The sequence below is a fragment of the Methylomonas fluvii genome, assembly GCF_014850975.1.
Taxonomy (GTDB): domain Bacteria; phylum Pseudomonadota; class Gammaproteobacteria; order Methylococcales; family Methylomonadaceae; genus Methylomonas; species Methylomonas fluvii.
Genome location: NZ_JACXST010000001.1, coordinates 1,668,573 through 1,689,998 on the forward strand (window position 1 = coordinate 1,668,573; position 21,426 = coordinate 1,689,998).

Annotated in this window: 24 protein-coding genes and 1 tRNA gene; 6 read left to right on the top strand and 19 right to left on the bottom strand. The window is 50.9% G+C overall.

The window, feature by feature from the left end; genetic code table 11:
• Positions 1-64: 64 nt before the first annotated feature.
• From EBB_RS07960 to EBB_RS08045, 19 genes are all read right to left on the bottom strand, one after another.
• On the bottom strand, positions 65-541 hold the full coding sequence (locus tag EBB_RS07960) for a NifB/NifX family molybdenum-iron cluster-binding protein (protein WP_192393214.1): 477 nt from the start codon (positions 539-541) through the stop codon (positions 65-67).
• Between the two features lie 180 nt (positions 542-721).
• Complete coding sequence (locus EBB_RS07965; RefSeq protein WP_371741541.1) at positions 722-1,111, bottom strand: hypothetical protein; 390 nt, start codon at positions 1,109-1,111, stop codon at positions 722-724.
• A gap of 418 nt (positions 1,112-1,529) precedes the next feature.
• Complete coding sequence (locus EBB_RS25825; protein WP_223146812.1) at positions 1,530-2,315, bottom strand: putative bifunctional diguanylate cyclase/phosphodiesterase; 786 nt, start codon at positions 2,313-2,315, stop codon at positions 1,530-1,532.
• Positions 2,316-2,360: 45 nt separating this feature from the next.
• Positions 2,361-3,863, bottom strand: a complete 1,503-nt coding sequence (locus EBB_RS25830; RefSeq protein ID WP_225587272.1) for a diguanylate cyclase domain-containing protein — start codon at positions 3,861-3,863, stop codon at positions 2,361-2,363.
• A gap of 59 nt (positions 3,864-3,922) precedes the next feature.
• Complete coding sequence (locus EBB_RS07975; protein ID WP_192393215.1) at positions 3,923-4,834, bottom strand: phosphate/phosphite/phosphonate ABC transporter substrate-binding protein; 912 nt, start codon at positions 4,832-4,834, stop codon at positions 3,923-3,925.
• A gap of 340 nt (positions 4,835-5,174) precedes the next feature.
• Positions 5,175-5,483: a hypothetical protein gene (locus EBB_RS07980; RefSeq protein WP_192393594.1), complete on the bottom strand. Its 309-nt coding sequence runs from the start codon at positions 5,481-5,483 to the stop codon at positions 5,175-5,177.
• A gap of 157 nt (positions 5,484-5,640) precedes the next feature.
• Positions 5,641-6,549, bottom strand: coding sequence for a flagellar hook-associated protein FlgL (flgL, locus tag EBB_RS07985; RefSeq protein ID WP_192393216.1), 909 nt, complete (start codon positions 6,547-6,549; stop codon positions 5,641-5,643).
• A gap of 9 nt (positions 6,550-6,558) precedes the next feature.
• Positions 6,559-8,226 (bottom strand): flagellar hook-associated protein FlgK, encoded by a 1,668-nt coding sequence (flgK, locus tag EBB_RS07990; protein WP_192393217.1) that lies wholly within the window; start codon positions 8,224-8,226, stop codon positions 6,559-6,561.
• A gap of 9 nt (positions 8,227-8,235) precedes the next feature.
• Positions 8,236-9,285, bottom strand: coding sequence for a flagellar assembly peptidoglycan hydrolase FlgJ (gene flgJ / locus EBB_RS07995; protein ID WP_192393218.1), 1,050 nt, complete (start codon positions 9,283-9,285; stop codon positions 8,236-8,238).
• A 45-nt stretch (positions 9,286-9,330) separates the two neighbouring features.
• A complete protein-coding gene (locus EBB_RS08000) occupies positions 9,331-10,419 on the bottom strand; it encodes a flagellar basal body P-ring protein FlgI (RefSeq protein WP_192393219.1) in 1,089 nt (362 codons plus the stop codon).
• 22 nt (positions 10,420-10,441) lie between these two features.
• Positions 10,442-11,146: a flagellar basal body L-ring protein FlgH gene (flgH, locus tag EBB_RS08005; RefSeq protein ID WP_192393220.1), complete on the bottom strand. Its 705-nt coding sequence runs from the start codon at positions 11,144-11,146 to the stop codon at positions 10,442-10,444.
• Positions 11,147-11,161: 15 nt separating this feature from the next.
• Positions 11,162-11,950 (bottom strand): flagellar basal-body rod protein FlgG, encoded by a 789-nt coding sequence (gene flgG, locus EBB_RS08010; protein WP_033159262.1) that lies wholly within the window; start codon positions 11,948-11,950, stop codon positions 11,162-11,164.
• A 51-nt stretch (positions 11,951-12,001) separates the two neighbouring features.
• The gene (gene flgF / locus EBB_RS08015; RefSeq protein ID WP_192393221.1) at positions 12,002-12,745 is read right to left on the bottom strand and encodes a flagellar basal-body rod protein FlgF; all 744 of its coding nucleotides are present in this window, start codon (positions 12,743-12,745) and stop codon (positions 12,002-12,004) included.
• 16 nt (positions 12,746-12,761) lie between these two features.
• On the bottom strand, positions 12,762-14,093 hold the full coding sequence (gene flgE, locus EBB_RS08020; RefSeq protein ID WP_192393222.1) for a flagellar hook protein FlgE: 1,332 nt from the start codon (positions 14,091-14,093) through the stop codon (positions 12,762-12,764).
• Between the two features lie 13 nt (positions 14,094-14,106).
• The gene (locus EBB_RS08025) at positions 14,107-14,787 is read right to left on the bottom strand and encodes a flagellar hook assembly protein FlgD (RefSeq protein ID WP_192393223.1); all 681 of its coding nucleotides are present in this window, start codon (positions 14,785-14,787) and stop codon (positions 14,107-14,109) included.
• A 7-nt stretch (positions 14,788-14,794) separates the two neighbouring features.
• The gene (flgC, locus tag EBB_RS08030) at positions 14,795-15,211 is read right to left on the bottom strand and encodes a flagellar basal body rod protein FlgC (protein ID WP_192393224.1); all 417 of its coding nucleotides are present in this window, start codon (positions 15,209-15,211) and stop codon (positions 14,795-14,797) included.
• 2 nt (positions 15,212-15,213) lie between these two features.
• A complete protein-coding gene (gene flgB / locus EBB_RS08035) occupies positions 15,214-15,609 on the bottom strand; it encodes a flagellar basal body rod protein FlgB (protein WP_192393225.1) in 396 nt (131 codons plus the stop codon).
• Positions 15,610-15,787: 178 nt separating this feature from the next.
• Positions 15,788-16,654: a CheR family methyltransferase gene (locus EBB_RS08040; RefSeq protein WP_192393226.1), complete on the bottom strand. Its 867-nt coding sequence runs from the start codon at positions 16,652-16,654 to the stop codon at positions 15,788-15,790.
• Positions 16,655-16,692: 38 nt separating this feature from the next.
• A complete protein-coding gene (locus EBB_RS08045) occupies positions 16,693-17,625 on the bottom strand; it encodes a chemotaxis protein CheV (protein ID WP_192393227.1) in 933 nt (310 codons plus the stop codon).
• Between the two features lie 117 nt (positions 17,626-17,742).
• Here EBB_RS08045 and flgA point away from each other — a divergent pair, with 117 nt between their 5' ends.
• From flgA to EBB_RS08075, 6 genes are all read left to right on the top strand, one after another.
• A complete protein-coding gene (flgA, locus tag EBB_RS08050; RefSeq protein WP_192393228.1) occupies positions 17,743-18,432 on the top strand; it encodes a flagellar basal body P-ring formation chaperone FlgA in 690 nt (229 codons plus the stop codon).
• Between the two features lie 69 nt (positions 18,433-18,501).
• A complete protein-coding gene (gene flgM, locus EBB_RS08055) occupies positions 18,502-18,807 on the top strand; it encodes a flagellar biosynthesis anti-sigma factor FlgM (protein ID WP_101052429.1) in 306 nt (101 codons plus the stop codon).
• A 4-nt stretch (positions 18,808-18,811) separates the two neighbouring features.
• A complete protein-coding gene (locus tag EBB_RS08060; protein ID WP_192393229.1) occupies positions 18,812-19,306 on the top strand; it encodes a flagella synthesis protein FlgN in 495 nt (164 codons plus the stop codon).
• Between the two features lie 33 nt (positions 19,307-19,339).
• Complete coding sequence (locus tag EBB_RS08065; protein ID WP_192393230.1) at positions 19,340-20,119, top strand: flagellar brake protein; 780 nt, start codon at positions 19,340-19,342, stop codon at positions 20,117-20,119.
• 32 nt (positions 20,120-20,151) lie between these two features.
• Positions 20,152-20,228: transfer RNA gene (locus EBB_RS08070), tRNA-Arg, on the top strand.
• Positions 20,229-20,337: 109 nt separating this feature from the next.
• On the top strand, positions 20,338-21,315 hold the full coding sequence (locus EBB_RS08075; protein WP_192393231.1) for a site-specific integrase: 978 nt from the start codon (positions 20,338-20,340) through the stop codon (positions 21,313-21,315).
• Positions 21,316-21,426: the final 111 nt, after the last annotated feature.

Here is a 21,426-nt window from a genome sequence, read left to right on the forward strand (position 1 = left end):
ACCCGGAAATTTAAGGGCCGGGTTAATAGGGTTGGATGGTATTGAGGCAAAATTGTCAGGCAGATTATTCAGCCCATTCTTCTTCAGCCATCTCTGCAAAACGGCTCTGATCTTTACCGGATTTTTGTTTAAAAATACGTTCCAGCAGGGGTGACATGGCCCCGGAAATGTCTTGTTGTAACTCGGCAATGATTTCTTCTATGTCGGGGCCACCTTTAACGATAACGGGATGTGCGCCCAATTTGATCAACTCATTGGTCGCCGTGCCGCCGACGGAGCCGCAATAAACCATATCGCAGCCGGTTAACCAGGCCAGCTTAGGTTTTAATTTCTCTTCATTCCCGTCGCGTTGTTCCTTACCAAACGACTTGGCGGCCAAAGGTGTGGCAGTCGTTTCGTCAATTGCATAAACATGAAACCCCAAAGACGAACCGAAATGCTGGTTGACCATCTCCCCATCGGAACTTGCAAAAGCCACGATCAGCTTATTCGCATCGACTTCAAGTTCCGCCACGCTATTTACATCAGCAAGTTGATTCATATGACACTCCGTAATGAATATTTGGGCCAAAGAACGATATAGGCAAAGTCTTAAAATCGATGGTCTTTGGCGTTGTTAATCCGTGCCTTAATTATTAACCCGGCCCTTAAATACCGTTCGACCTGAGCCTTACGAAGGGCTCACCAGCCTTGGGTTTTCACGAGCTCGGTACAAACCGCGTTACTTTCGTTGCCGGTATTCTGCAACCAGCTCTTTAATCTTCAGCCGCATAATGTCCTTGAGCATTTGTATTTTTCGGTCATGTTCCTGGTGTGCAATATCGTAAATTTGTTTTCTGAGAGTTTCGTTACTATCCTCGGGCAGACTCAAAGACCATTCAGAAAAAAAGGCATCGTAGCTGTCTATCGTTTTGATCAACTCAAATCTGAGCTTTTCCCTGTCTTGCCTCGGGATAGCCATTAGCGCTGCATCGATAACGGCATCAAGATCCGACTTTTGTTGTTGGTTGGGAACGGGAAACGGGATGATTTCAGACATAAGCGCCGTGATATTGATGAGCAACTGGACATAGCGTTGATTTGTGCATGCCTTGCTTGATTCATATTTCACGCCAATTTATAAGTTATTGATTAAGCAGTGAAAAATTCTGTAGGTATCTGTTGTGTTTGTAACAAACAAGACCCTGTTGAACCGCAGATGTTTGATTGGCAGCAGTTGCGCTTAATCAACTGCTGCAATCCGCTTGGAAATGTTAGCGCGCCAGCAGGTGCAAATTGGCGGAACTTGCTCAGTCACGATTGAGCGGGTAAAACCGACCCGTTGCAGTCTCTGCCTATTAAGGGCTATAAGGTCTGCAACCCTCCTTTTAGCAGCCATTCCTTCTACAACGAACGACGGTTATATTTCAACTATTGCCTATCCTAAAGTGAAGCAATCATATTAGGTTTGCTTAGGCTAGAATTTTCGAAGGTCTCAATTATCTTTTTACAACGCCGGAATCATCGCCAGGTACTTTCTTCAATGGCTTTTAATTTTTCTGCAATTGAGCATCGAACTGTTCGATGGGCTGCGGTTTGCCGAATAGATATCCCTGGAGATGATTACAGCCATAATCGATTAACAACTTTCTTTGGATTTCTGTCTCGACGCCTTCGGCAATCACATCTAGCTTCAGTGTCTGAGCCATGGCGATGATGGTACGAATAATGGCCCGGTCGCTGGTGTCTTCTGCAATGTCGCGGACAAATGACTTATCGATCTTTAGTTGATCCAGTGGCAGACGTTTCAGATATTGCAAGGAAGAGAAGCCAGTACCGAAGTCGTCCAAAGAGAATCGGACGCCAATTTCCCGCAATGCCTTCATCTTGGTGATGGTCTCGTCAATATCGCTCAGTAACATGCTTTCGGTCAGTTCCAGTTTCAGCCGTTCGGGATCAATACCATGTTTCTGAACAGCGGCCTTTACAGCGCTGACAAATTCGGTTTGCTGAAATTGTTTGGCGCCGACGTTGACCGACAAAACCAGGTGTTTCTTCCTTTCACAGTGTTGCCAACTCATGATCACTCTGCATGCCGTATCGATAACCCATTGACCGATGGGCAGAATCAGTCCGGTTTCTTCAGCCAGTTCGATGAATTCAGAGGGAAGTAGTAAATGCCGCTGCTCACGTTGCCAGCGAATCAGGGCTTCTGCGCCTATGATATTTCCGCAATCATCAAGCTGACTTTGGTAATGAAGAATGAATTGACCGGCGTTAATAGCGTGTTGCAGGTCAGCTTCTAAGGCAACTCGATCATTGATGCTTTCCTGCATGCGCGGATCGAAGCAGCGAATACTGTTGCGCCCCGCTTTTTTGGCCTAGTACATGGCAATATCAGCTTGTTTCAGCAGATCGTCATGACTCAGTTGCTCACTGCCGTCGAACAGGACAACCCCAATGCTAGGGGTGTTGTTGTATGTATGTTGATCCAGCTGATAAGACTGATTAAGAGCGGTTATGATCTTATTCGCGATCAACTGGGCATGTTTAATCGCCTCCATAGGATAAGCGCTCAAGTTTTCCAGCATTACCACGAACTCGTCTCCACCCAGGCGGGCGACCGTGTCGCATTCGCGTACAGCCGCACTAAGACGCTGGGCAACCTGTTGCAGCAACAGGTCACCGGTAGCATGACCCAGGGTATCGTTCAGGGCCTTGAAATTATCGAGATCCAGAAACAACAACGCAGCCACCTTGCCGTTGCGTGCACACGACACGATCGCTTGTTTCAGGCGATCACTGAGCATGCGGCGATTCGGCAGGTTTGTCAGTGGATCGTAAAATGCCAGATTACGAATCTCACTTTCGAAGTGTTTACGCTCAGTAATGTCCTGCACCATAGCCGTAACATAATCCACACTGCGATCAGGTTTACGTACACAACCCACCACTAATTGCACGGGAATGTTTTTCCCGCTACGACTGATAAAGCGTTTTTCCAAGCTGTAGCCATCAATTTCGTTAGCCAGCATGCGATTGAACTGCGCGTCATCGGCAGCCAAATCATCGGGATGTGTCAATTGCGTCCAAGTCATGTTGCGCAATTCCGACTCCGAATATTCCAGCATGTGGCATAGACAATCATTGATGCGAATCCAGTCTTTTTCCGGCGAGATAATGGTCAAGCCCACCAGATTTAATTCGTAAAAAGAGCGGAGTTGCTGTTCCCGTTGATTTAAACTGTCCAGCATCCCATTGAACTGTCTGGCAAGCTTGGCAGCTTCATCATTACCCGACAGCTCGACGCGCACCTCAGGCCTTCCAAACTGCACGGCATCGGCAACTTTCTGGATAGCATAGAGCCGCCGCGTCAAAAAACGACTGGCAAGCGTAACAAAAAGCGCGCTGATGCCGATCGATACCAGGATGTACAGCAAGCCGTTGCGTTTTATCTTGGTCAATCTGGCTTTGAATGGCCTGCGATCCAGTCCAATCCGTACCCAGCCTACCTGTTTTTTACCGAGAATGATGGGACTTAAAACGTCTATCGTGCCCACTGTTTGCCGCAATTCTGGGGCAGCGGAACTTGATGGCAAGTCACTCAAGTACATTCCGATTTTACTTTTATCATTGTGCGCCAATATATGGCCACCAAGGTCAAGCACGATGGCGTAAAGCACAGCGGGATAAGCTGAAGTACTTTGCACGATTTCCTGCAAACCACTGTAGTCTCGCGAAAGGACCCATACCGCAGACGATGTGGCCAAACTATTGGAAAGCGCCGTTGCTTGTAGAGCATTTTGCTCCATTTCAGCAATCTCCTGACGACGCGTCATATCCCAGATGAACGTGACCATCATTAGAGCGACAATCAAGGTCATGCCCAAAATTAACTGTTTGCGCAGATTGCCGAAGAAAACCTGCCATAATTTTTTCAGCATTAGCGTATTTCCACGGGGCGTACTTCTTTTTCGAATCGTTCGATGTACTTCTGCACCAGGGCATAGCTGGCGTCGTCAGCCGCATAAAAATTGGCGATTTCCATGCCTGACAGTATGGCTTTGCCCTCATCTGTCTGTCGCAATCCCAGCAGCAAGGCTCTTATTTTGTCCCGGATGTCCTCCGGAATATCGTCACGCACCATGACCGAGTTATTGATCAGAGAGGGTGTTTGCCAGATCATCTTTAACTGAGCGGCTTCGTTCGGATGACTCTGTTGAAACAGTCGCCACGGCGGCGGCCAAGTGGCGCCCGCTGCTGATTTACCCAGATAGACATTCATGATGGTCGATTCCTGCGAACCGACGTAGATATTCTGAATGTCATGGTTGATATCGATACCCTGCAGGTGTAGAAAATATTGAGGCATGATCGCGGCAGCCAGAGCGGTGGGTGAAGGGTAGCTCACCACTTTACCCTTCAGATCTGTTGGTTTCTTGATATCACCGTCCTGTCGAACGATAAAGATGCCTTTGAAATCCGCGGCGTCGCCCGCCATCGCAATAACGTGGTAGCCGACTTTTTCTGCCTGTAGGGTATGCCAGGGATTGGGTAGTAAAAACTCGGGGCCACGTGCACGAAATTTCTGCTCGTACGCCTGATAATCGCGCGATGCTTCCAGTTCCAATTGGCAGTCGATCAATTGGTGATTTAGATAATCGATCAGTGGCTGATAAGCCTCGCTGAGTTTTTGCGGATTGTGCAGCGGGTGAACGGCAAAGTGATAAATGGGAAGAGCAGACTTTGGAGGCGTTAGGCTATATTGCAGCGCATTATCTTCAGGAAGTTGCTGATCACACGCCATTAAAAGCAGGCAAGCCAATAGGCATGTAAAGGCTTTGAATAGGCTCATGCGCGTCGGTTTCAATTGTTCTAAGAAGCATTAACGGTGCTGGTTAATGGCTGGTTTTGCAGTGGTTACTTATATCTTAAGACTAGCAAATATACGGCTAGTCTTAGCTATTCGATGGGAAAATTCTGTTGTCTATCGAAAAATATCTTGGCTTTACCGTTCGCCTATGAGTTACGTAATCCTTCATGACCAGCTTTATACCACAAAGTTGACTTAACTAAAGTAGCACTGCAACGGCAAGTATTGGCGGAAATTTGCCTATCAAGCCACTCCAGAAGGCCTACCGGATGATCAGGTTTGCGATAGGTTTAAAGACAATTCACAAAGATCCGAAACTACATCAGGCTTCAAAGCCTATCTCGAAGGAAGAGAAACCCGACTCGTCGCCGTATATCAACGACAGGCCGGAAGGATCGGGTATTTTGCTTTGTTTGGCCGAGTAGGCATCCAGGATTGGCGCGATGTGGCGTACCGATCTGGGCGTGGTGTAAACCAGGAAGGCGGTGTCGTCGTCGGACCAGCCGCCGAACATTGCCATGCCCTCGGGGCCGTTTCGCGCCACATAGGCGGCTCGGAACGCGCCTAACAGTACGTAGATTTCACCGGATTCATATTCCTGGCGGGAGAGGGTGATGCGGTGCCAACTCATGGTTTTTGCCATTTCATTCCTTCCGTCACTAAATCAACTTAATTGACCTAACTCGTGTTGCTGCTTGATTTTTCTCAGCCCCAAGAATCTTAACATCGGAAGGTAATATAGGCCATACAGGTGCTCACCGGGCTGCATAAATCTTGAGGCTAAAAAATTACGAAATGTAATTAAACAAAGACAAATTTTGCACCTTGGTAAACGCCTGTTGCGCGGCTTGCAGGGATATTTGTTGCAGATTAAATTTGCTCAAGGCTTCCGCATAGTCCAGATCGCCGATGTCCGAGGCGGTGGATTTGTTGTCCAGAATGTAGTCGGCATTTAAGTTTTCTTGGTCATCCAATGCGTTCAGGCGGGCGCCGGCCGAGGCGCGTATCGTATCGAAGCGCACCAGTGCGGCATCCATGTCGTTTAAAGAGCCTTTATTAGGGGTGTTGGCTTTTAAATCGGCGGATATTTGCGCGACTGCTTGAAACACGTTGCTGATGCTACCGGCTGTCAGTGGCGCGACTTGAATGCTGCCGAATACCGAGTCGCCCGGGTCGCCGTCGGTCACTTGCCGGCTGGGGCCAATAGCAATACTGCGTTGGTTGGCGTCACCTTGATAGGCGTAAGCCGGGGTGTCGGTAAATGCGGCCTGGTCGGTTTTGTATCCGGAAAAAATATACTCGCCGTTGGCATTTTTGGTATTGGCGATGCTTAACAATTGCTTGTTTAGCTCGTCGATTTCCATGGCGATTTGCTTACGGTTGGTGGCCGTGTTGCTGTCGTTCAAGCCTTGCACGGTCAATTCCCTGATCCTATGCAATACGCTGCCGGCGTTATCCAGCGCCGATTCTTCCAGGTCCAGCCTTTGCCGCGCCGCGCCGATATTGACCTGATATTGCTGGTTTTCCTTAATATTGTGATTCAAGTCGATTAGGCTGGTCGCGGCTACCGCATTTTCCGACGGGCTGAGGTATTTCTTGCCGGAGGATAGTTTTAGCTGAGTCTCGCTCAGTTTGGATTGCTGATCCAACATGGCGTTAAGCCCGAGCTGATTATTCCATGAGGTTGAAATGCGCATAATAGTCTCCTAGCGGAATGCTCCGATCAGGGTGTCGAACAGTGAATTGGCAACCGAAACAGCTTTGGCGGCCGCCTGATACGAATTTTGAAAATTGATCAGATTAGCGGCTTCTTCATCCAGATTGACGCCGGATACGCTTTCTTTAGCGCTGGTGGCTTGTTTTAACAGGGTTTCCTGCGCGGTGCGGCCAACCGAGGCGGCATGAGTTTGCGAACCCACATCGGAGATCATTTGCCCATAGACTTGGGTAAAGCTGGCTTTACCGCCGAACATTTTTGCTTGGGTTTCCAGGTTAGCCAATTTCAGCGCATTACTGTTGTCGCCGGGCAGGCCGGTGGCGCTGGCGGCGGCTATTTGCCTGGGATTGGTGATGGCCGCGTTCACTTTGATTTTGGCGGCAGCGTTAAAGTTGGGGCTGATTTGGAATGAGTCGCCAACGGTCAACGAACCGCCGCTAAAGCTGATGCTAAAACCGTTAGTCGCAGCGGTGGTCGCCAGAGTGGCGGCGCTTAAACCGGCCGTAGTGGTGTTGTCGCTTAAATTGGTCAGACTGAAAGTGGCCGCCGGCACTGTTGCGGTCACATCAAGCCGATAGGCGGCACCTAAACCCGCCGCGCTGGTCGGCGCGACAAACGCGCTGGAAACCACCAAGGTGCTATCGCTGACAGTGGCTTTGACTTGCGGAGTCGGCGAATTCAAATCAAAAAACGCTACATTGGTCGCGCCGTTGATGTCGTAGCCGGCTTTATGGATGTTGTTGAATTCGGTAGCCAAACCGGTTGCCAGCAAACCCAGCTGTTGTTGCGCGGGGTCCAGTACTTGATCTCTAAAACGCAAATTGCCGGAGATTTCGCCGCCGGATAACTGTTTTGAAATATCCTGGCCATTCAGCATGATCAGCTTTTGATTGACGTCGTTACTGTCGCCGACCACAGACAGCGTCGAAGCCGCGCTGCCCAACACCAGTGGTTGGCCCTTGCCGATAAACACGTTGTATGAGCCGTCAGCCTGACTGACATAAGTTACGTCGGCTTTTTCGGCGATTTTAGTCAGCAATAGGTCGCGCTGATCCATTAACTCGTTGGGCATTTGCTTGCCGGACGAGCGGCCGATGTCCGACACGATTTTCACATTCAATTCGGCCAGGGTTTTGGCAAAGCCGTTCAGTTCTTGAACCGAGCTGGTGATGTTATCGTTGACGCGTTTACGCAAGTCGCCGAAGCGCTCGCTCATGGTATTGAACTGCTGGGTTAACGATTCGGCTTCGGTCAACATCACCTGGCGGGCGGCCACCGAGCTGGGATCGTTGGCAACGCTGTCTATCGCATCGAAAAAGCTTTTCATGGCCGGCGCCAGACCGGTGGTTTCGTCGGCGGTGATGTTGTCGATTTGCGAAGACAAAGTGTAAAAACTGTCTATATCGTGAAACGTCGCGGTGCTGGAGCGGACCTGATTGCTGATGAACTGGTCGTAGCTGCGGGAGATATTAGCAACCTCGACGCCGTTGCCCATATAGCCGTTGCCGGTGAATTGCTCGGGGCGAGTAGCCAGTTCGACGCGTTGCCGGCTGTAGCCTTCGGTGTTGGCGTTGCTGATGTTGTTGCTGGTGGTTTCCAGCGAGCGCTGGAACGCTGTCAGCCCCGATAATGCATTGCCGAGAATGCCAATGGCCATGTTCGCCTCCTAACCCGCGCTTTTTAAAGCTGCTACCTGGGCCGCGGTTTGGCTTTGGTAGATGGTCATGACTTTTTCCGCATACCGCGGATCAGTGGCATAACCGGCTTGTTGCAGCTCGTGTAAATAGTGTCCGGCGTTGCCGGCTTTTTTCAAGGCTTCGCTGTAACGCGGATTGGTTTTGATAAAGTTCACGTAATCGTCGAAGCTCTCTTTATAGGAATCGTAAGCCCGGAAGCCGGCCATTTCTTTTTTGGCGACACCGCCGGCATATTCCAGCGTCATGGTTTTGGCTTGTTTGCCTTGCCAGGATCTGTCGGCCTTGATATTGAACAAGTTAAAGCTGTTATCGCCCTGGGGATTTTTCACCATGCCTTGGCCCCAGCCGGTTTCCAATGCCGCTTGAGCCAGTAATACATTGGGGTCCACTCCCAGGCTGCGCGCCGCTTGTTCGGCATGTGGACGCAATTGGTTAACGAACTCGTCTCTGGACGTTAGCGGCCGATCACTATCGCTGTTGACTTTGTCGTCCAGGGTTTGCCATTGGTCGGCCAGAGCATTCTGGCTACGTTCCAAGCGGGCCAAACTGCGTTCCAGGCTGCTTAAGCCGGAAGCATCCAGCGGCATCTGCTCTTCCGCCTCTTCGCTGCCGGCCCGCAGCGATTGGTGTTTGTCGGGGTTGCTGCTAGCGCCGGTGCCGGCTGCACGATTCAAGAAATCGCCAGTAGACAGTTGTTTGTCTTGTTCTTCGTCTTTATTTTGTTTGGGTGACAATTGTTGAGCAATCAAATCCGCAAAACCGAAGCCGGGTTTGCCGGCCAAGTGCACGGACATTTGTTGGTCGTACATGTCTTGATAAAACTGAGTTTGTTGGCTATCCAAAATGCCCTCGGCCAATTTAGCCTGACGCATGTTTTTCATCATCATGCCTAAAAACACCGACTCGAATTGTTTGGCGACTTCCTTGATCGCCTCGGGCGATTGCTCGCGGGCGCCTTGTTTAAGTTTCGCCAGGCCGTTGAAGTCGGTATAAACCGAAGCGCTGTCTACGTTTAACATGGGAATCTCCAAAAAATCATGCAATTGGCGGCTGTGTTACGTTGTTTAAATCACGATCAGCTCGGCCCTGAGCGCGCCGGCGGATTTCAATGCTTCCAAAATGGCCACCAAGTCGCTGGGGCCGGCGCCGACGCCGTTCACGGCTTGGACGATTTCGTCCAGCGATACGCCGGGGTTGAAGACAAACATGTGATTTTTATCTTCTTTTACTGACACATTCGATTGCGGTGTGACTACGGTACTGCCGCCGGATAAAGGGTTGGGCTGGCTGACCTGTTGGTTTTCGCTGATCGTCACCGTCAGGCTGCCATGAGACACCGCGGCCGGTTGTACTCTGACCTTGCTGTTGATAATCACGGTGCCGGTGCGGGAATTGACGATCACTTTGGCGGGCGCATCGTCCGGAGCCAATTCCAGATTTTCGATCACCGAAGCAAAGCCCACCCGTTGGTTGGGGTTAACCGGCGCTCTAACGCTGACCGAGGTGGCATCGACGGCCTGCGCGGTTTCGGCACCTAAGGCCTTATTGATGGAATCGGCCATGCGTTGCGCGGTGGTGAAGTCCGCGGAATTCAAGTTAAACACCAGGTCAGCGCTTTGATCGAAAGAGCTGGGGACGATGCGTTCCACCGTGGCGCCGTTGGGTACCCGGCCGACCAATGGATTGTTGACGGTAATTTTTGAGCCGTCCTGGCCGCCGGCGCTAAGGCCGCCCACCACTAAATTCCCTTGGGCCACCGCATAAACATTACCGTCGGCACCGCGTAAGGGGCTCATGAGCAGCGAGCCACCGCGCAGGCTTTTGGCATCGCCTATCGACGACACCGTGACGTCAATTTTTTGACCGGGTTTGGCAAAAGCGGGCAGGTCGGCGTGAATGCTGACCAACGCGACGTTTTTGGCTTTGGGGTCGGTATCGGGCGGCAAAGTCAGGCCCAGTTTGCCCATCATGCTGCGCAGGCTTTGGCCGGTAAATTTGGTTTTGTCGCCGGTTTTGTCCAGGCCTGTGACCAAGCCATAGCCCACCAATTGGTTGCTGCGCACGCCAGCGATGGCGGCGATGTCTTTAATGCGTTCCGCTTGCGCGGTATTTGCCAACAGCAGCAAGGCGATTGCAAAGAGTATTTTGTTCATCAGATTTCTCCGTCAGCCGCGGCTAGAAAGGAAACAAGGGGCTGGAAAGAATTCGCGAAATCCAGCCGGGCTTGCTGCTGTCGGCCAAGGCACCGTCGCCGGTGTACATGATGGTGGCATCGGCCACTTTGCTGGAGGACAGGGTGTTGGCGACGTTGATGTCGATAGGCCGCACGATGCCGGACAGGCGGATATATTCGCTGCCGTCGTTGAGCGTGACACGTTTCTCGCCGCGCACGCGCATATTGCCGTTGGGCAACACATCGACCACGGTCACGCTCATGCTGCCGGTCAACCGGTTACTTTGCCGGGAGTCGCCTTTGCCTTCGCTGCTGCGGTCGGTACTGTATTGGAGCGATGAGGCCAGATCATGTCCCAGCAAAGCCTCGCTGGCGACTCCGAATAGTGTTGGGGCGGAGCCTTTGATATTAATGTCAGAGTTTTTACTGGCCTTGGAATTGGCTTGCTTGGTGGCGTTGGTGTTCTCGTCGAAGGTTACCGTCAAAATATCGCCGACCCGGCGGGCGGCATGATCTTCGAATAAGCGCATGTCGTAGCCGGCCTGGTAAATCGCGCCGTTGCTTTGTTGCGGAGGACGCAGATCGGCGGGTTGGACCGGGGCGAAGTCGGGATCGCGTTTTGGCAAGGTATCGCAGCCTGCCAGTAACGCGATTGCCGCTACCAGCAAAATTTTGCCGCTTGCTTGCCGTGTGATGAATGTGTTCATTAGCTTTGTCCTGAATTAAAGTTGCTGCGTGACAAAGGACAGCATTTGGTCGGTGGTGGAAATGGCTTTGGAGTTCATCTCATAAGCACGCTGGGTTTCTATCATATTGACCAGCTCTTCCACGACGTTGACGTTCGAGGTTTCCAAGGAACCTTGAATCATGGTGCCAAGTTCGTTCTCGCCAGGCGCACCGATAATCGGCGCACCGCTAGCGACAGTTTCCCGGAATAGGTTGTCGCCAATCGGTTCCAGCCCGGCGGTGTTGATGAAGTCGGCGATCTGAATCTGTCCTACCTGATTGGCTGCCGCAGCGCCGGGTTGGGTCACCGAGACCGTGCCGTCTTGGCCGATAGTGACGCTCAGTGCGTCCTGCGGAATGGTGATGGCCGGTTCCAGGGGCATGCCGTTGGAAGTAACTACTTGGCCGGTAGAATCCATTTTGAACGAGCCGTCCCGGGTGTAGTTGATGTCGCCGTTGGGCATTAAAATCTGCATAAACCCGCGTCCGCTTACCGCTATATCCAGCGAGTTGCCGGTTTGCAGAATATTGCCTTGGGTGTGCAGTTTTTCGGTCGCCACTGTACGTACCCCGGTGCCAAGCTGTAAACCGGTGGGCAATTGGGTGTTCTGGGTGGACTGTGCACCGGCTTGACGGACGTTTTGATACATCAAGTCGGCGAAAATCGGTCTGGCTTTCTTGAAGCCGGTGGTATTGACGTTGGCCAGGTTATTGGAAATAACCGCCATGCGGGTTTGTTGGGCATCCAAACCGGATTTTGCGACCCATAATGCTCGTTCTGTCATGACAATCTCCTAATCTGACAATTTTTTGTCTTATCAGGAGTGAAGCAGTATCTATGCCACTTGCATCAACTTGGCGCTGGCGCCTGAGGTGTCGTCGATGTTTTTCATGACTTTGGATTGCAATTCGAAGTTGCGAGACAGCTCTATCATTTCCACCATCGCCGCCAAAGCATTGACGTTGCTGGATTCCAGCGAGCCTTGAATTAGCGTGACGTTGGCGTCGGGCGGGATGGCGCCGGCTTGCTTGGCGTGCATCAAGCCGTCTTCGCGTTTTTCCAGATTGGCCGGATCGGGGTTGACCAACTTGATCCGTTCAATAATCACACTGTTGGTGGCATTGACGCCTTGCGGGACGATGGAGATGGTGCCGTCGGTGCCGATTTCCATTTTTTGGGCGGGCGGAATCGTGATCGCTTCGCCACCTTCGCCAAGCACCGACAGTCCTGCGCCGTTTTGCAGTAAGCCTTCCGGTGTGATTCGCAGGTCACCGGCGCGGGTATAGGCTTCTTGGCCCTCTGCATTACGCACCGCGATCCAGCCTTGACCGTTGATTGCGACATCCAGGTCGCGGCCGGTGGTATGGATGCTGCCGCTGGCCATGTCGGTGCCGGGGCGTTCGGTCATCGAATACACCCTTGACGGGTAGCCGGGACCGAAAGCCGGCATTGCGCGAAATTGCTCGAAATCAGCCTTGAAGCCGGTGGTTTGGGCGTTGGCCAGATTATTGGCGTTGGCGCCTTGCGCCAGCAAGGTCTGCTTGGCGCCGTTCATCGCGATGTATAGGCTACGGTCCATGGTTATTCCCCATTAATTACCGAATTTGCAGTATGGTTTGCATGATGCTGTTTTCAGTGGTGATGGTTTGCGCATTGGCCTGATAATGTTGTTGGGCGACGATCAGGTTGACCAATTGCGCGGATAACTCGACATTCGAGCTTTCCAACGCGCCGGCCTGAATCAGGCCGAAGTTATTCGCGCCCGCCTCACCGGGAATCGGTTCCCCTGAGTTGGCGCTTTGTCCCCAGGCGGTGTCGCCGATTTTGGCCAAGCCGTTGGTATTGGCGAAGCGGGTCAATGCCACTTTACCCATGGTTTGCGAGCCGCCGTTACTGAAACGGGCAAATATCACCCCTTCATCGTCAATATCAATGCCCGTCAAGCGTCCGGCCGGTAAGCCGTTTTGCGTCATCGTATTCACGCTGAATTTTTCCTGGACCTGGGTGGAGCCGAAGAAGTCCATGGTGCCTATCTTCACGGGGGCCGCGCCGGTCGCTGGCAGTATGGTGTAATCACTCAAGGCGAAGCGTCCTGACACCGGGGATTGTAATTTGCCGGAGGAATCAAAAGTCATCACGGCCGGAGTCGGCAAGGTGGTGGTCGTGGCCGGAGCGGCAACTGCCGTGCCATAGGTACCGGCATTGATGGAGGTTCGGGCGGTTGGGGTGGCCGGCTCGGCCATATAATGATACACACTCCAATTCGTAGTGGAGGCTGTCGAGGCGCCCTTCACATAATAGGTGGAGAGAATATGCGGCGAGCCCAGCGAATCGTAAACAGTCACCGAGGTTTGCGAGTTGTAGGAGTTATTGTTGGTTGGGTCGAAGGGGGTTACGCTGGGAACTGTTTCGTTGGCGTTGAGATTCACCGCCAGAGAGACAGTGTCGGTCGCGCTGGGTAAACCGGTGAGAGTATTGATCTGCACCGGTTGCGTCACCCCGGTGCTGAAGCCGTCGGAGACCGCAGTGCCGTTGGGTTTATAAACCATCAGTGATTTGCCTTGGTTATTAACCAGATAGCCGTCCTTGTCCAGTTTGAATTCGCCGGATCGGGTATAAGTGATGTCATTGGTTTCTGTTGGGCTTTTTGCCATGGTAAAGAAGCCTTCGCCGCTGATCGCCAAATCCAGATTGTTGTCGGTGAACGACAAGCTGCCTTGATTAAATTGTTGAGCGACGTTGGCAACTCTGACGCCGGCGCCGGCGGTGGTGTTGCTGACGCCGCCCAGGCTGGAGGCGTAAACGTCGGCAAATTCCGAGCGCGACTTTTTAAAGCCTACGGTGTTGGCGTTGGCAATGTTGTTGCCGGTCACTGCCAGATTGTTGGATGCGGCGTTTAAGCCGCTTAATGCTGTTGTAAAAGCCATGATGCCTTCTCCTTCACAAGATTTGTTTAATTTGACTGAATTTTACGGTGCCGACGCCGTCCAGATTGACTTGCAAGCCGCTGCTGCCGCTGCCCATCGTCACGCTTTTCACCAGCGATTTAATATTGGTGGCTAATACCGTATTGACGCCGTCAATTTTGGCTTCAGCTTGAATTTTGTAGACGCCCGGGTCGGCAAATTGTTTGTTGCTGTCCTTGCCATCCCATTCAAAAGTGGTGGTGCCGGCGGCTTGCGCACCCATGTCGAGCTCTCTGACAGTTGCGCCGGTTTGCGGGTCTATGATTTTCACGCTGACATTTGGCGAGCTGCTGGGCATTTCGAAATCGCCCGAGACGCTGCCGCCGGCGCCCAGCAATGCTTCCTTGGCGGGTGCCGAAACATGGCGGCCAACCAAACCGGCTGCTTGCAGGGCCTGGTCGGAGCTGAGCGAGCTGGCAAACTCTTTGAACGAAGCCTGTAGATCTTGAATACCCGATACCGTGCTGAATTGCGCCATCTGCCCAAGAAATTCGCCGTTGTCCATGGGCTTCATCGGGTCTTGATGCGTCATTTGTGTGGTCAGCAGTTTCAGAAACTGGTCTTGCCCCAAGGTTTGTTTTTTCACGCCGCTCGATGTGTCGGCGCTGGTAGTGGCCAAGCCGAGGCTCTTAAATGTGTCTATTGCGCTGGTCATAAATGCCTCACTGTCCCATTTTCAGGGTTTGCAAAATCAGGTTTTTTGCGGTGTTCAACACCTCTACATTGTTTTCGTAGGAACGGGAAGCGGACATCATATTGGCCATTTCTTCCACGGTATTGACGTTGGATTTATAGATGTAGCCGGTCGCGTCCGCCAGCGGATGATTGGGGGCATATTCCATCACCGGCGGCGCCTGGTTTTCGACGATGCCCAGCACATTGACGCCGCTGGCGCTGCTGTTCTTGTCCATCGCGTTTTTCAGTTCGGCGGCAAACACCGGTTGGCGGGATTTATAGACCTGATCAATACTGCTACTGACGCTGCTGGCGTTGGAAATATTGCTGGCTACCAGATTGAGTCTCAGGTTTTGCGCGTTCATGCCGCTGCCGGCGACGTCGAAGATGCGAAATGCAGACATGGTTATTCTCCTTTAATGGCAGACATCAGGCCGGAAAACTTGTTGTTGATAAACCGTAAGCTGGCTTCGTACTGCACGGCGTTTTCCGCGTATTTGGCTTGCTCGATGTGCGATTCGACGGTATTGCCGTCCAGCGAGGCTTGTTGCGGATTGCGGTACAGCAGGTCTGCGCCGAGTACATTATTTTGGCTAGGCAGATGGCCTTGCTGGCTGCGTTTCAGCTCTGATCCTGCGCCGGCCAGGGTTTGTTGAAACACCGATTTGAAGTCCAGGTCGCGGGCTTTGTAATCGGGCGTGTCGGCGTTGGCCAGGTTTGAAGCCAGAATCTCGCTGCGCTTTTCGCGCAACGCCAACGCTTGCGGATGTATGCCTAAGGCACTGTCGAAATTAATAGCCATAATTGCCACCTTTGGGTTTTTTAAACCTTAAAGCAGTATATGTGCCATAAAATAAATGTGCTGTTATTTCATTTGTGTAGCGGTTTTGAGGGCTGGGGGGAGTGTCAAAAACCAGTGTTTCGGGCGGGGCGGCAAAATGCTGCCGCTGCGTTAAGTCGTCAATAAACTGACGAGCGGCTTAACCGATTTTTTTGAAGTAGCTGGTTAAGCCGGAGCGAACCAGTTCAAAGCTGTTTAAGCCTGTCGGCATCGCTTCGGTACTGCTTAGAAACAGATAGCCACCCGGTTCCAGGCTGTCGGCCATGCGGGTGAGGATGTCGCGTTTGACTTGATCGGAGAAATAGATCAGGACGTTGCGACAGAAGATCAGGTCAAAACGGCCCAAGGCAGTGAACGATTTGAGCAGGTTGAATTGTTGAAAACGCACGAGTTGGCTGACTTCCGGGGTAAGTAAGTAGCCGTCGTAATTTTTGTGGAAATACCGGGCTTTTGCCGCGCTATCCAGGCCGCGAGATAGTGCGGCTTCCGAATACACCGCTCTTTTGGCTTCCTCGAGAATGGCTTCGGAGATGTCCGTGCCGATAATTTGCACGGAGCGGGATTTGCTGGAGGCTCGGATGGCTTCCAGGGCGCATATGCCTATCGAGTAAGGTTCCTGGCCGGATGAGCAAGCGGCCGACCAAACTCTTACATTGCCGTTTTTGCGATTTAGCAAGTTGGGTAAGACTTGGTCTCTGAGTTCGACGAATTGCCGTTCGTCGCGAAACCAGAAGGTCTCGTTGGTGGTCATTGCGTCGATGACGGCGCTTTTGATTTTTTGCGCCGAAAATGACGCGGATTGCAGGCTGTTGGCCAGTTCAGCGAAGTTTGCGAATTCAAATTTGCCCATCAAGGGCAATAAACGGCTTTTTACCAAGTATTGTTTACTGTCGCCCAACTCGATGCCGCAGCTCTGGCTGAGGAATTGTTGTATGGTTTGGTATTCCGCGGCGGAAATGTCGATAATTTTACCCGCCTGACTACCCGGTTCAGCCTGGTTCAACATATCTGAGCTTTGCGGGTGTACGGCGCCTCGAGTAGCGGTCAGGAATGGGCTGCATGATAAAGTTTGAGCTGATGCTGGATGGAGTTCATCAGCGAGTCGGGATCAAATTTGGCCAGAAATTCGTTAGCACCGACTTTTTGGACCATTGATGTGTTAAACACCCCGCTTAATGAAGTATGCAAAATCAAATAGATTTTTTTCATGTTGGGGTCGGCCTTGATTTTGGTGGCGAGGGTATAGCCGTCCATGCGCGGCATTTCCACATCGGAAATGATCATCGAGTATTTGTCCTGAATATCGATACCGTCTGCCACCAGCGCGTTTAAATGATCCCAGGCTTCTTGGCCGTCTTTTAGCAGCGTACATTCGATGCCAATTTGTTGGCAAACCCGTTTAACCTGGTTTCTGGCCACCGATGAATCGTCTACCACCAGGATGTGATCGTTTTTGCTGGTGACTTCCATGTCGATGATTTCAGCAGAAGCTTCTTCACGGCCGCCGATGACTTCTTTCATCACTTTTTCGACGTCAATCACTTCTATCAGCTCACCGTCGATTTCAGTCACTGCGGTTAGATAGCTTTCTTTGCCGGTGCCGGTAGGTGGGGCTTTTACTTGTTCCCAGCCGATATTAATGATCCGGTCTACCGAGCCGACCAGGAAGCCTTGAATGGAGCGGTTGTATTCGGTCACGATGACGTAGCAGCCGGAGTCGCGCACCAAGGGCCTCATGCCGATAGCCATCGACAAATCGAGCACGGGAATGGTTTTGCCGCGTAGGTGGGCAACGCCGCAAATCACCGAATGCGAGTTGGGAATTTGCGTTAAGGGCGGGCATTGAATCACTTCCTGAACTTTGAAAACATTAATCCCAAAGCGTTGTTTACTAACAAGTTTAAACAACAAGAGTTCGAATCTGTTGTGCCCCGCCAGTTTGGTGCGCTGATCGACTCCGTCTAAGACTCCGGCCATAAAACCCCCTGAAATATACTGCTTGCAATTATAGACACTTTGCTTTTATTTACTTTATAAAATTACTGGTATGTTTCGTGCTTTGTTCTTGCAAAAGTCAAAAAAATGGCGACTGCAATGAAGATCAAAAACTTGAGAGTGATTTGGCTGTTGGTCTGCGAAACAGCGTTAGCGGGGCCGATGCAATCGGTGCCGTTGATCCAGGATGCTGTTAACCAATACATCAGTAACAACCTTGTTCCTGGCGGCAAATACGAAATAGGCGGCGCGCAAATTGATCCGCGTTTGCAATTGCCGCAGTGCGAACAACCATTGCAGGTATTTACCCAATCCGGCGAAATAAAGCCGGGCAGGAATACGGTGGGAGTGCGTTGCCAGGGTGAAAGAGGCTGGACGATTTACAGCATGGTATCGGTAAGGTCGTTTAAAGACGTATTGGTCTTGAATCGGTCATTACAGCGCAATGATGTGATTCGTGCCGAGTATTTGACTGCGGAAACCCGCGATATTGGCTTGTTGCAACAGGGTTATCTGACTGAGTTGGATGATGTCGTTGATAAGCAGGCGGTACGCAATATTCCCGCCGGCAGTGTGTTGAGCAAACTGCACGTTACCGAGTTGACGTTGGTCAAGCGGGGCGAACGGGTGAATATTCAATCAGGCAAGGCCGGAGTGCTGATTAGCGCGGTTGGCACGGCGATGGCTGATGGTGCCAAAGGTCAGAAAATCAACGTAAAAAACTTGTCTTCGCAACGCGTAATCCAGGCCACCGTGGTGGATTCCGGTCAGGTATCGGTTTATTTTTGATAAAGCGTTAAAGGAATTTATGATGATGCCGCTAAATGCTACAGATAAAACTAATTTAGGAATACCGTCATGGCTATCGACCCTATCACCAGCAAATCTGTTAGCACACCGCTACCGGCAAAACCAGCGGTTAAGGACTCGGCAGAGCTTAAAGAGAAGCCCGTCAGCGGCGCCTCCACGGACACAGTCAACATCACCGCGACCGCTCTGGACATTAAATCGGCAACCGCTGCAAGCGCTACCGCCCCGGTGGTGAACGAAGACCGAGTGGCGGCCATAAAAGCCGCTGTGCAGGACGGCAGCTATCAAGTAAACGCCGAGCGCGTTGCCGAGAAAATGTTGCAATTTGAAGGTCAACTAACCAATAGCACGTGACGTCATGATAGAGAAAACTTATCAAATTACCGAGAAACTACTAAATAACGGTTTAAAAGCAACGCAAAGTTTGCACGAGCTGCTGAACGCCGAAGCCGCAAACCTGAAACAAAAAACCGATCCGGATGCCATATCGGCAATCGCTGCCCACAAAAAAGATCTGGTTGCCCAGCTTGAGCAATTTACCAAGCAACTCGGGCAGGTACTCGCCACCGAGCAATTGGTGGTGAGTAACGATGGCATCAAAGCCTATCTTGTCAAAGCTAAGTCAGCCGGTATCAATATCTCCGAGTCCTGGAATTATTGGAATCACATCGTTAGGCTCTCCCAAACCTGTCGCACAATTAACGAACAAAACGGTGCCAGCATTGCGTTATTGAGTCGACATACGCAAAGATCACTGCAAATCTTAAGAGGCAAGTCGCCGTTAGCCGCTACCTATGGACCCGATGGCGTCACCCGCAACGAGCTGTTTTCGCATACATTAATTTCGGTGTAGACTGAGCGGCGAATAACCAGACAGGTCGCTCATATGCTGCGAAAACTCAAGCATTTATTTTCAAAACCGTTGCCGACGGAGTCCGCTCACGATGACGATGACGAGCTATTGAGTTTTGAGAACCCCAACTTTATTACCGATCCTGACAGGATTGCCAAGTTACTGGGTGAAATTGAAAATAGTTCGCCGCTATGTACCGTTCAGGTTGAGGGCGAGGACTTTAGTTCCTCGATATTGGCAGTCAAATTGGATAAGAAAGTCATTATCCTCGACGAACTGATGCCTAAACACGGTAACGATTTTTTGTTGCTTAGTCGTTCGTTGAAACTCTCTACCTTTCATAAGGGTATCCATTTATCGTTTAATCTGGCGGGAATCGAAGTCGGTCATTCACGGGGAATCAATTACTACAAAGCCCCATTCCCTGATCGCGTGTTTTATCCCCAGCGGCGGCGCACCCCGCGTCTGGAAATAAGCAGTATCGATATTCCGTTTTCCGGCGTTGTTCAGCGTACGGGTATTTCAGTCGGAGGTAGTCTGTTCGATTTATCCAGAGGCGGAGCAGGGATTACCGTTCCCGTTAATAGGGCGCGGGTTCAGCGCGGCGACACCGTCAAAAACTGCCAAATCACCTTTGAAGATTACGTAATGGATTTTGATCTGTCCGTACGCTTTGTAAAGCCGGTGTCGGCGGCATCAGCCAAAGTGCAAATCGGCGGATTATTCGAAAACCTGTCTGCAAAAAGCCAATCCAAGCTGTCCTATTTCATCACTTCGCTTGAACGCGTGGAGATTAGAAAACAGAAAGCCTAGTCTTCTGGCCTGTGGTAAAATAACGCGCTAAGGTCCCGGTAGCTCAGCAGGATAGAGCGGTCCCCTCCTAAGGGACAGGTCGGACGTTCGAATCGTCTCCGGGACGCCATAAAAATCAATTGCTTGCCAAGAGATCAGCTGGAAAAGTAGAATTCAGATTGATTTTTTGGGGCAAATTTGGGGCATTGCTTGCTACAGGGACACATTGGCAAGCTTATATGGCGACTTTCGAAAAGCGTGGTGATTATCAATGGCGGGCAAAAGTCCGCATTAAAGGCTTTCCGTCCCAATCGAAAACTTTTGATACCAAGTCTGATGCGGAATCATGGGCGAAAGTAGTGGAAAGCGAGATGGTGCGTGGCGTTTGGGTTTCTCACTCTGAAGCTGAGAAAACCACCCTTCGTGAATTACTGAGGAGGTATCAGGACGAAATACTTCCGACTAAAAAATCTCAACGCCCTGTAATTTACCAAATGAAAGCAATCAATCACCACATCGGTGATTATTTTTTAGCGTCTTTAACATCCAGTAAAATAGCCAGTTACAGGGATCAGCGCCTTAAAGAGGTTGACCCGCAAACAGTGCGCAAAGATTTATCTCTCATTCAAAGAGTCATCAATATAGCTATGAAAGAATGGGGCATTGCTTTACCTCAAGGTAATCCAGTCCTACAAATTAAGATGCCAAAACAACCTGAAGGCCGTGATCGCCGTCTACAAGATGGTGAAGAACAGAAAATCTCACTTGAATTAAGTGAAAATATTTTGATGCACTCAGTTTTTTTATTTGCTATTGAAACTGGGATGCGTAGAGGTGAAATTGTGTCTATGCGTTGGGAGGATGTTGACTTCAATGTTTGTGTCGTCAAAATTCCTCAAACAAAAACAGATGTTTCAAGAAAAATACCCCTGAGTTCTAAGGCTAGTGAGATTTTGATGGCTTTACCTCGCAGAATTGATCAGAGAGTTTGGAGTATCAAGCCAGATTCGATAACTCAGGCATTTGATCGCGCATGTGTCCGGGCAAATATTCAAAATCTTCGTTTCCACGATTTGCGCCACGAAGCCACTAGTCGCTTCTTTGAGCGTGGATTGAATATAATTGAGGTCGCAACCATCACAGGCCATAAGGATCTGAAAATGCTTAAACGGTATACTCATTTAAGAGCTGAGGATTTAGCAAAAAAACTTGGCTAGCTGTTTCGGTACTATCGGCAATCTGCTCTCGATAAGAGAAAAGCAGAGAAACTTGATTAGACTAACTGGGCAGAGTAGGATTGGGCATTACCTTTTAATACCGGATCGGTT

Coding starts and splice junctions, on each gene's coding strand:
- flgA (WP_192393228.1), top strand. CDS start 17,743: ATGAAGATCAAAAACTTGAGAGTGATTTGGCTGTTGGTCTGCGAAACA.
- EBB_RS25830 (WP_225587272.1), bottom strand. CDS start 3,863: ATGACCTTGATTGTCGCTCTAATGATGGTCACGTTCATCTGGGATATG.
- flgL (WP_192393216.1), bottom strand. CDS start 6,549: ATGCGCATTTCAACCTCATGGAATAATCAGCTCGGGCTTAACGCCATG.
- flgB (WP_192393225.1), bottom strand. CDS start 15,609: ATGGCTATTAATTTCGACAGTGCCTTAGGCATACATCCGCAAGCGTTG.
- flgG (WP_033159262.1), bottom strand. CDS start 11,950: ATGACAGAACGAGCATTATGGGTCGCAAAATCCGGTTTGGATGCCCAA.
- flgE (WP_192393222.1), bottom strand. CDS start 14,093: ATGGCTTTTACAACAGCATTAAGCGGCTTAAACGCCGCATCCAACAAT.
- flgF (WP_192393221.1), bottom strand. CDS start 12,745: ATGGACCGTAGCCTATACATCGCGATGAACGGCGCCAAGCAGACCTTG.
- EBB_RS25825 (WP_223146812.1), bottom strand. CDS start 2,315: ATGCAGGAAAGCATCAATGATCGAGTTGCCTTAGAAGCTGACCTGCAA.
- EBB_RS08025 (WP_192393223.1), bottom strand. CDS start 14,787: ATGACCAGCGCAATAGACACATTTAAGAGCCTCGGCTTGGCCACTACC.
- flgK (WP_192393217.1), bottom strand. CDS start 8,226: ATGGCCATTGGCATTCTCGGCAATGCATTATCGGGGCTGACAGCGTTC.
- EBB_RS08000 (WP_192393219.1), bottom strand. CDS start 10,419: ATGAACAAAATACTCTTTGCAATCGCCTTGCTGCTGTTGGCAAATACC.
- EBB_RS08065 (WP_192393230.1), top strand. CDS start 19,340: ATGCTGCGAAAACTCAAGCATTTATTTTCAAAACCGTTGCCGACGGAG.
- EBB_RS08075 (WP_192393231.1), top strand. CDS start 20,338: ATGGCGACTTTCGAAAAGCGTGGTGATTATCAATGGCGGGCAAAAGTC.
- flgH (WP_192393220.1), bottom strand. CDS start 11,146: ATGAACACATTCATCACACGGCAAGCAAGCGGCAAAATTTTGCTGGTA.
- EBB_RS07975 (WP_192393215.1), bottom strand. CDS start 4,834: ATGAGCCTATTCAAAGCCTTTACATGCCTATTGGCTTGCCTGCTTTTA.
- flgM (WP_101052429.1), top strand. CDS start 18,502: ATGGCTATCGACCCTATCACCAGCAAATCTGTTAGCACACCGCTACCG.
- EBB_RS08060 (WP_192393229.1), top strand. CDS start 18,812: ATGATAGAGAAAACTTATCAAATTACCGAGAAACTACTAAATAACGGT.
- EBB_RS08040 (WP_192393226.1), bottom strand. CDS start 16,654: ATGTTGAACCAGGCTGAACCGGGTAGTCAGGCGGGTAAAATTATCGAC.
- EBB_RS07960 (WP_192393214.1), bottom strand. CDS start 541: ATGAATCAACTTGCTGATGTAAATAGCGTGGCGGAACTTGAAGTCGAT.
- flgJ (WP_192393218.1), bottom strand. CDS start 9,285: ATGTTAAACGTAGACAGCGCTTCGGTTTATACCGACTTCAACGGCCTG.
- EBB_RS07980 (WP_192393594.1), bottom strand. CDS start 5,483: ATGAGTTGGCACCGCATCACCCTCTCCCGCCAGGAATATGAATCCGGT.
- flgC (WP_192393224.1), bottom strand. CDS start 15,211: ATGTCTGCATTTCGCATCTTCGACGTCGCCGGCAGCGGCATGAACGCG.
- EBB_RS08045 (WP_192393227.1), bottom strand. CDS start 17,625: ATGGCCGGAGTCTTAGACGGAGTCGATCAGCGCACCAAACTGGCGGGG.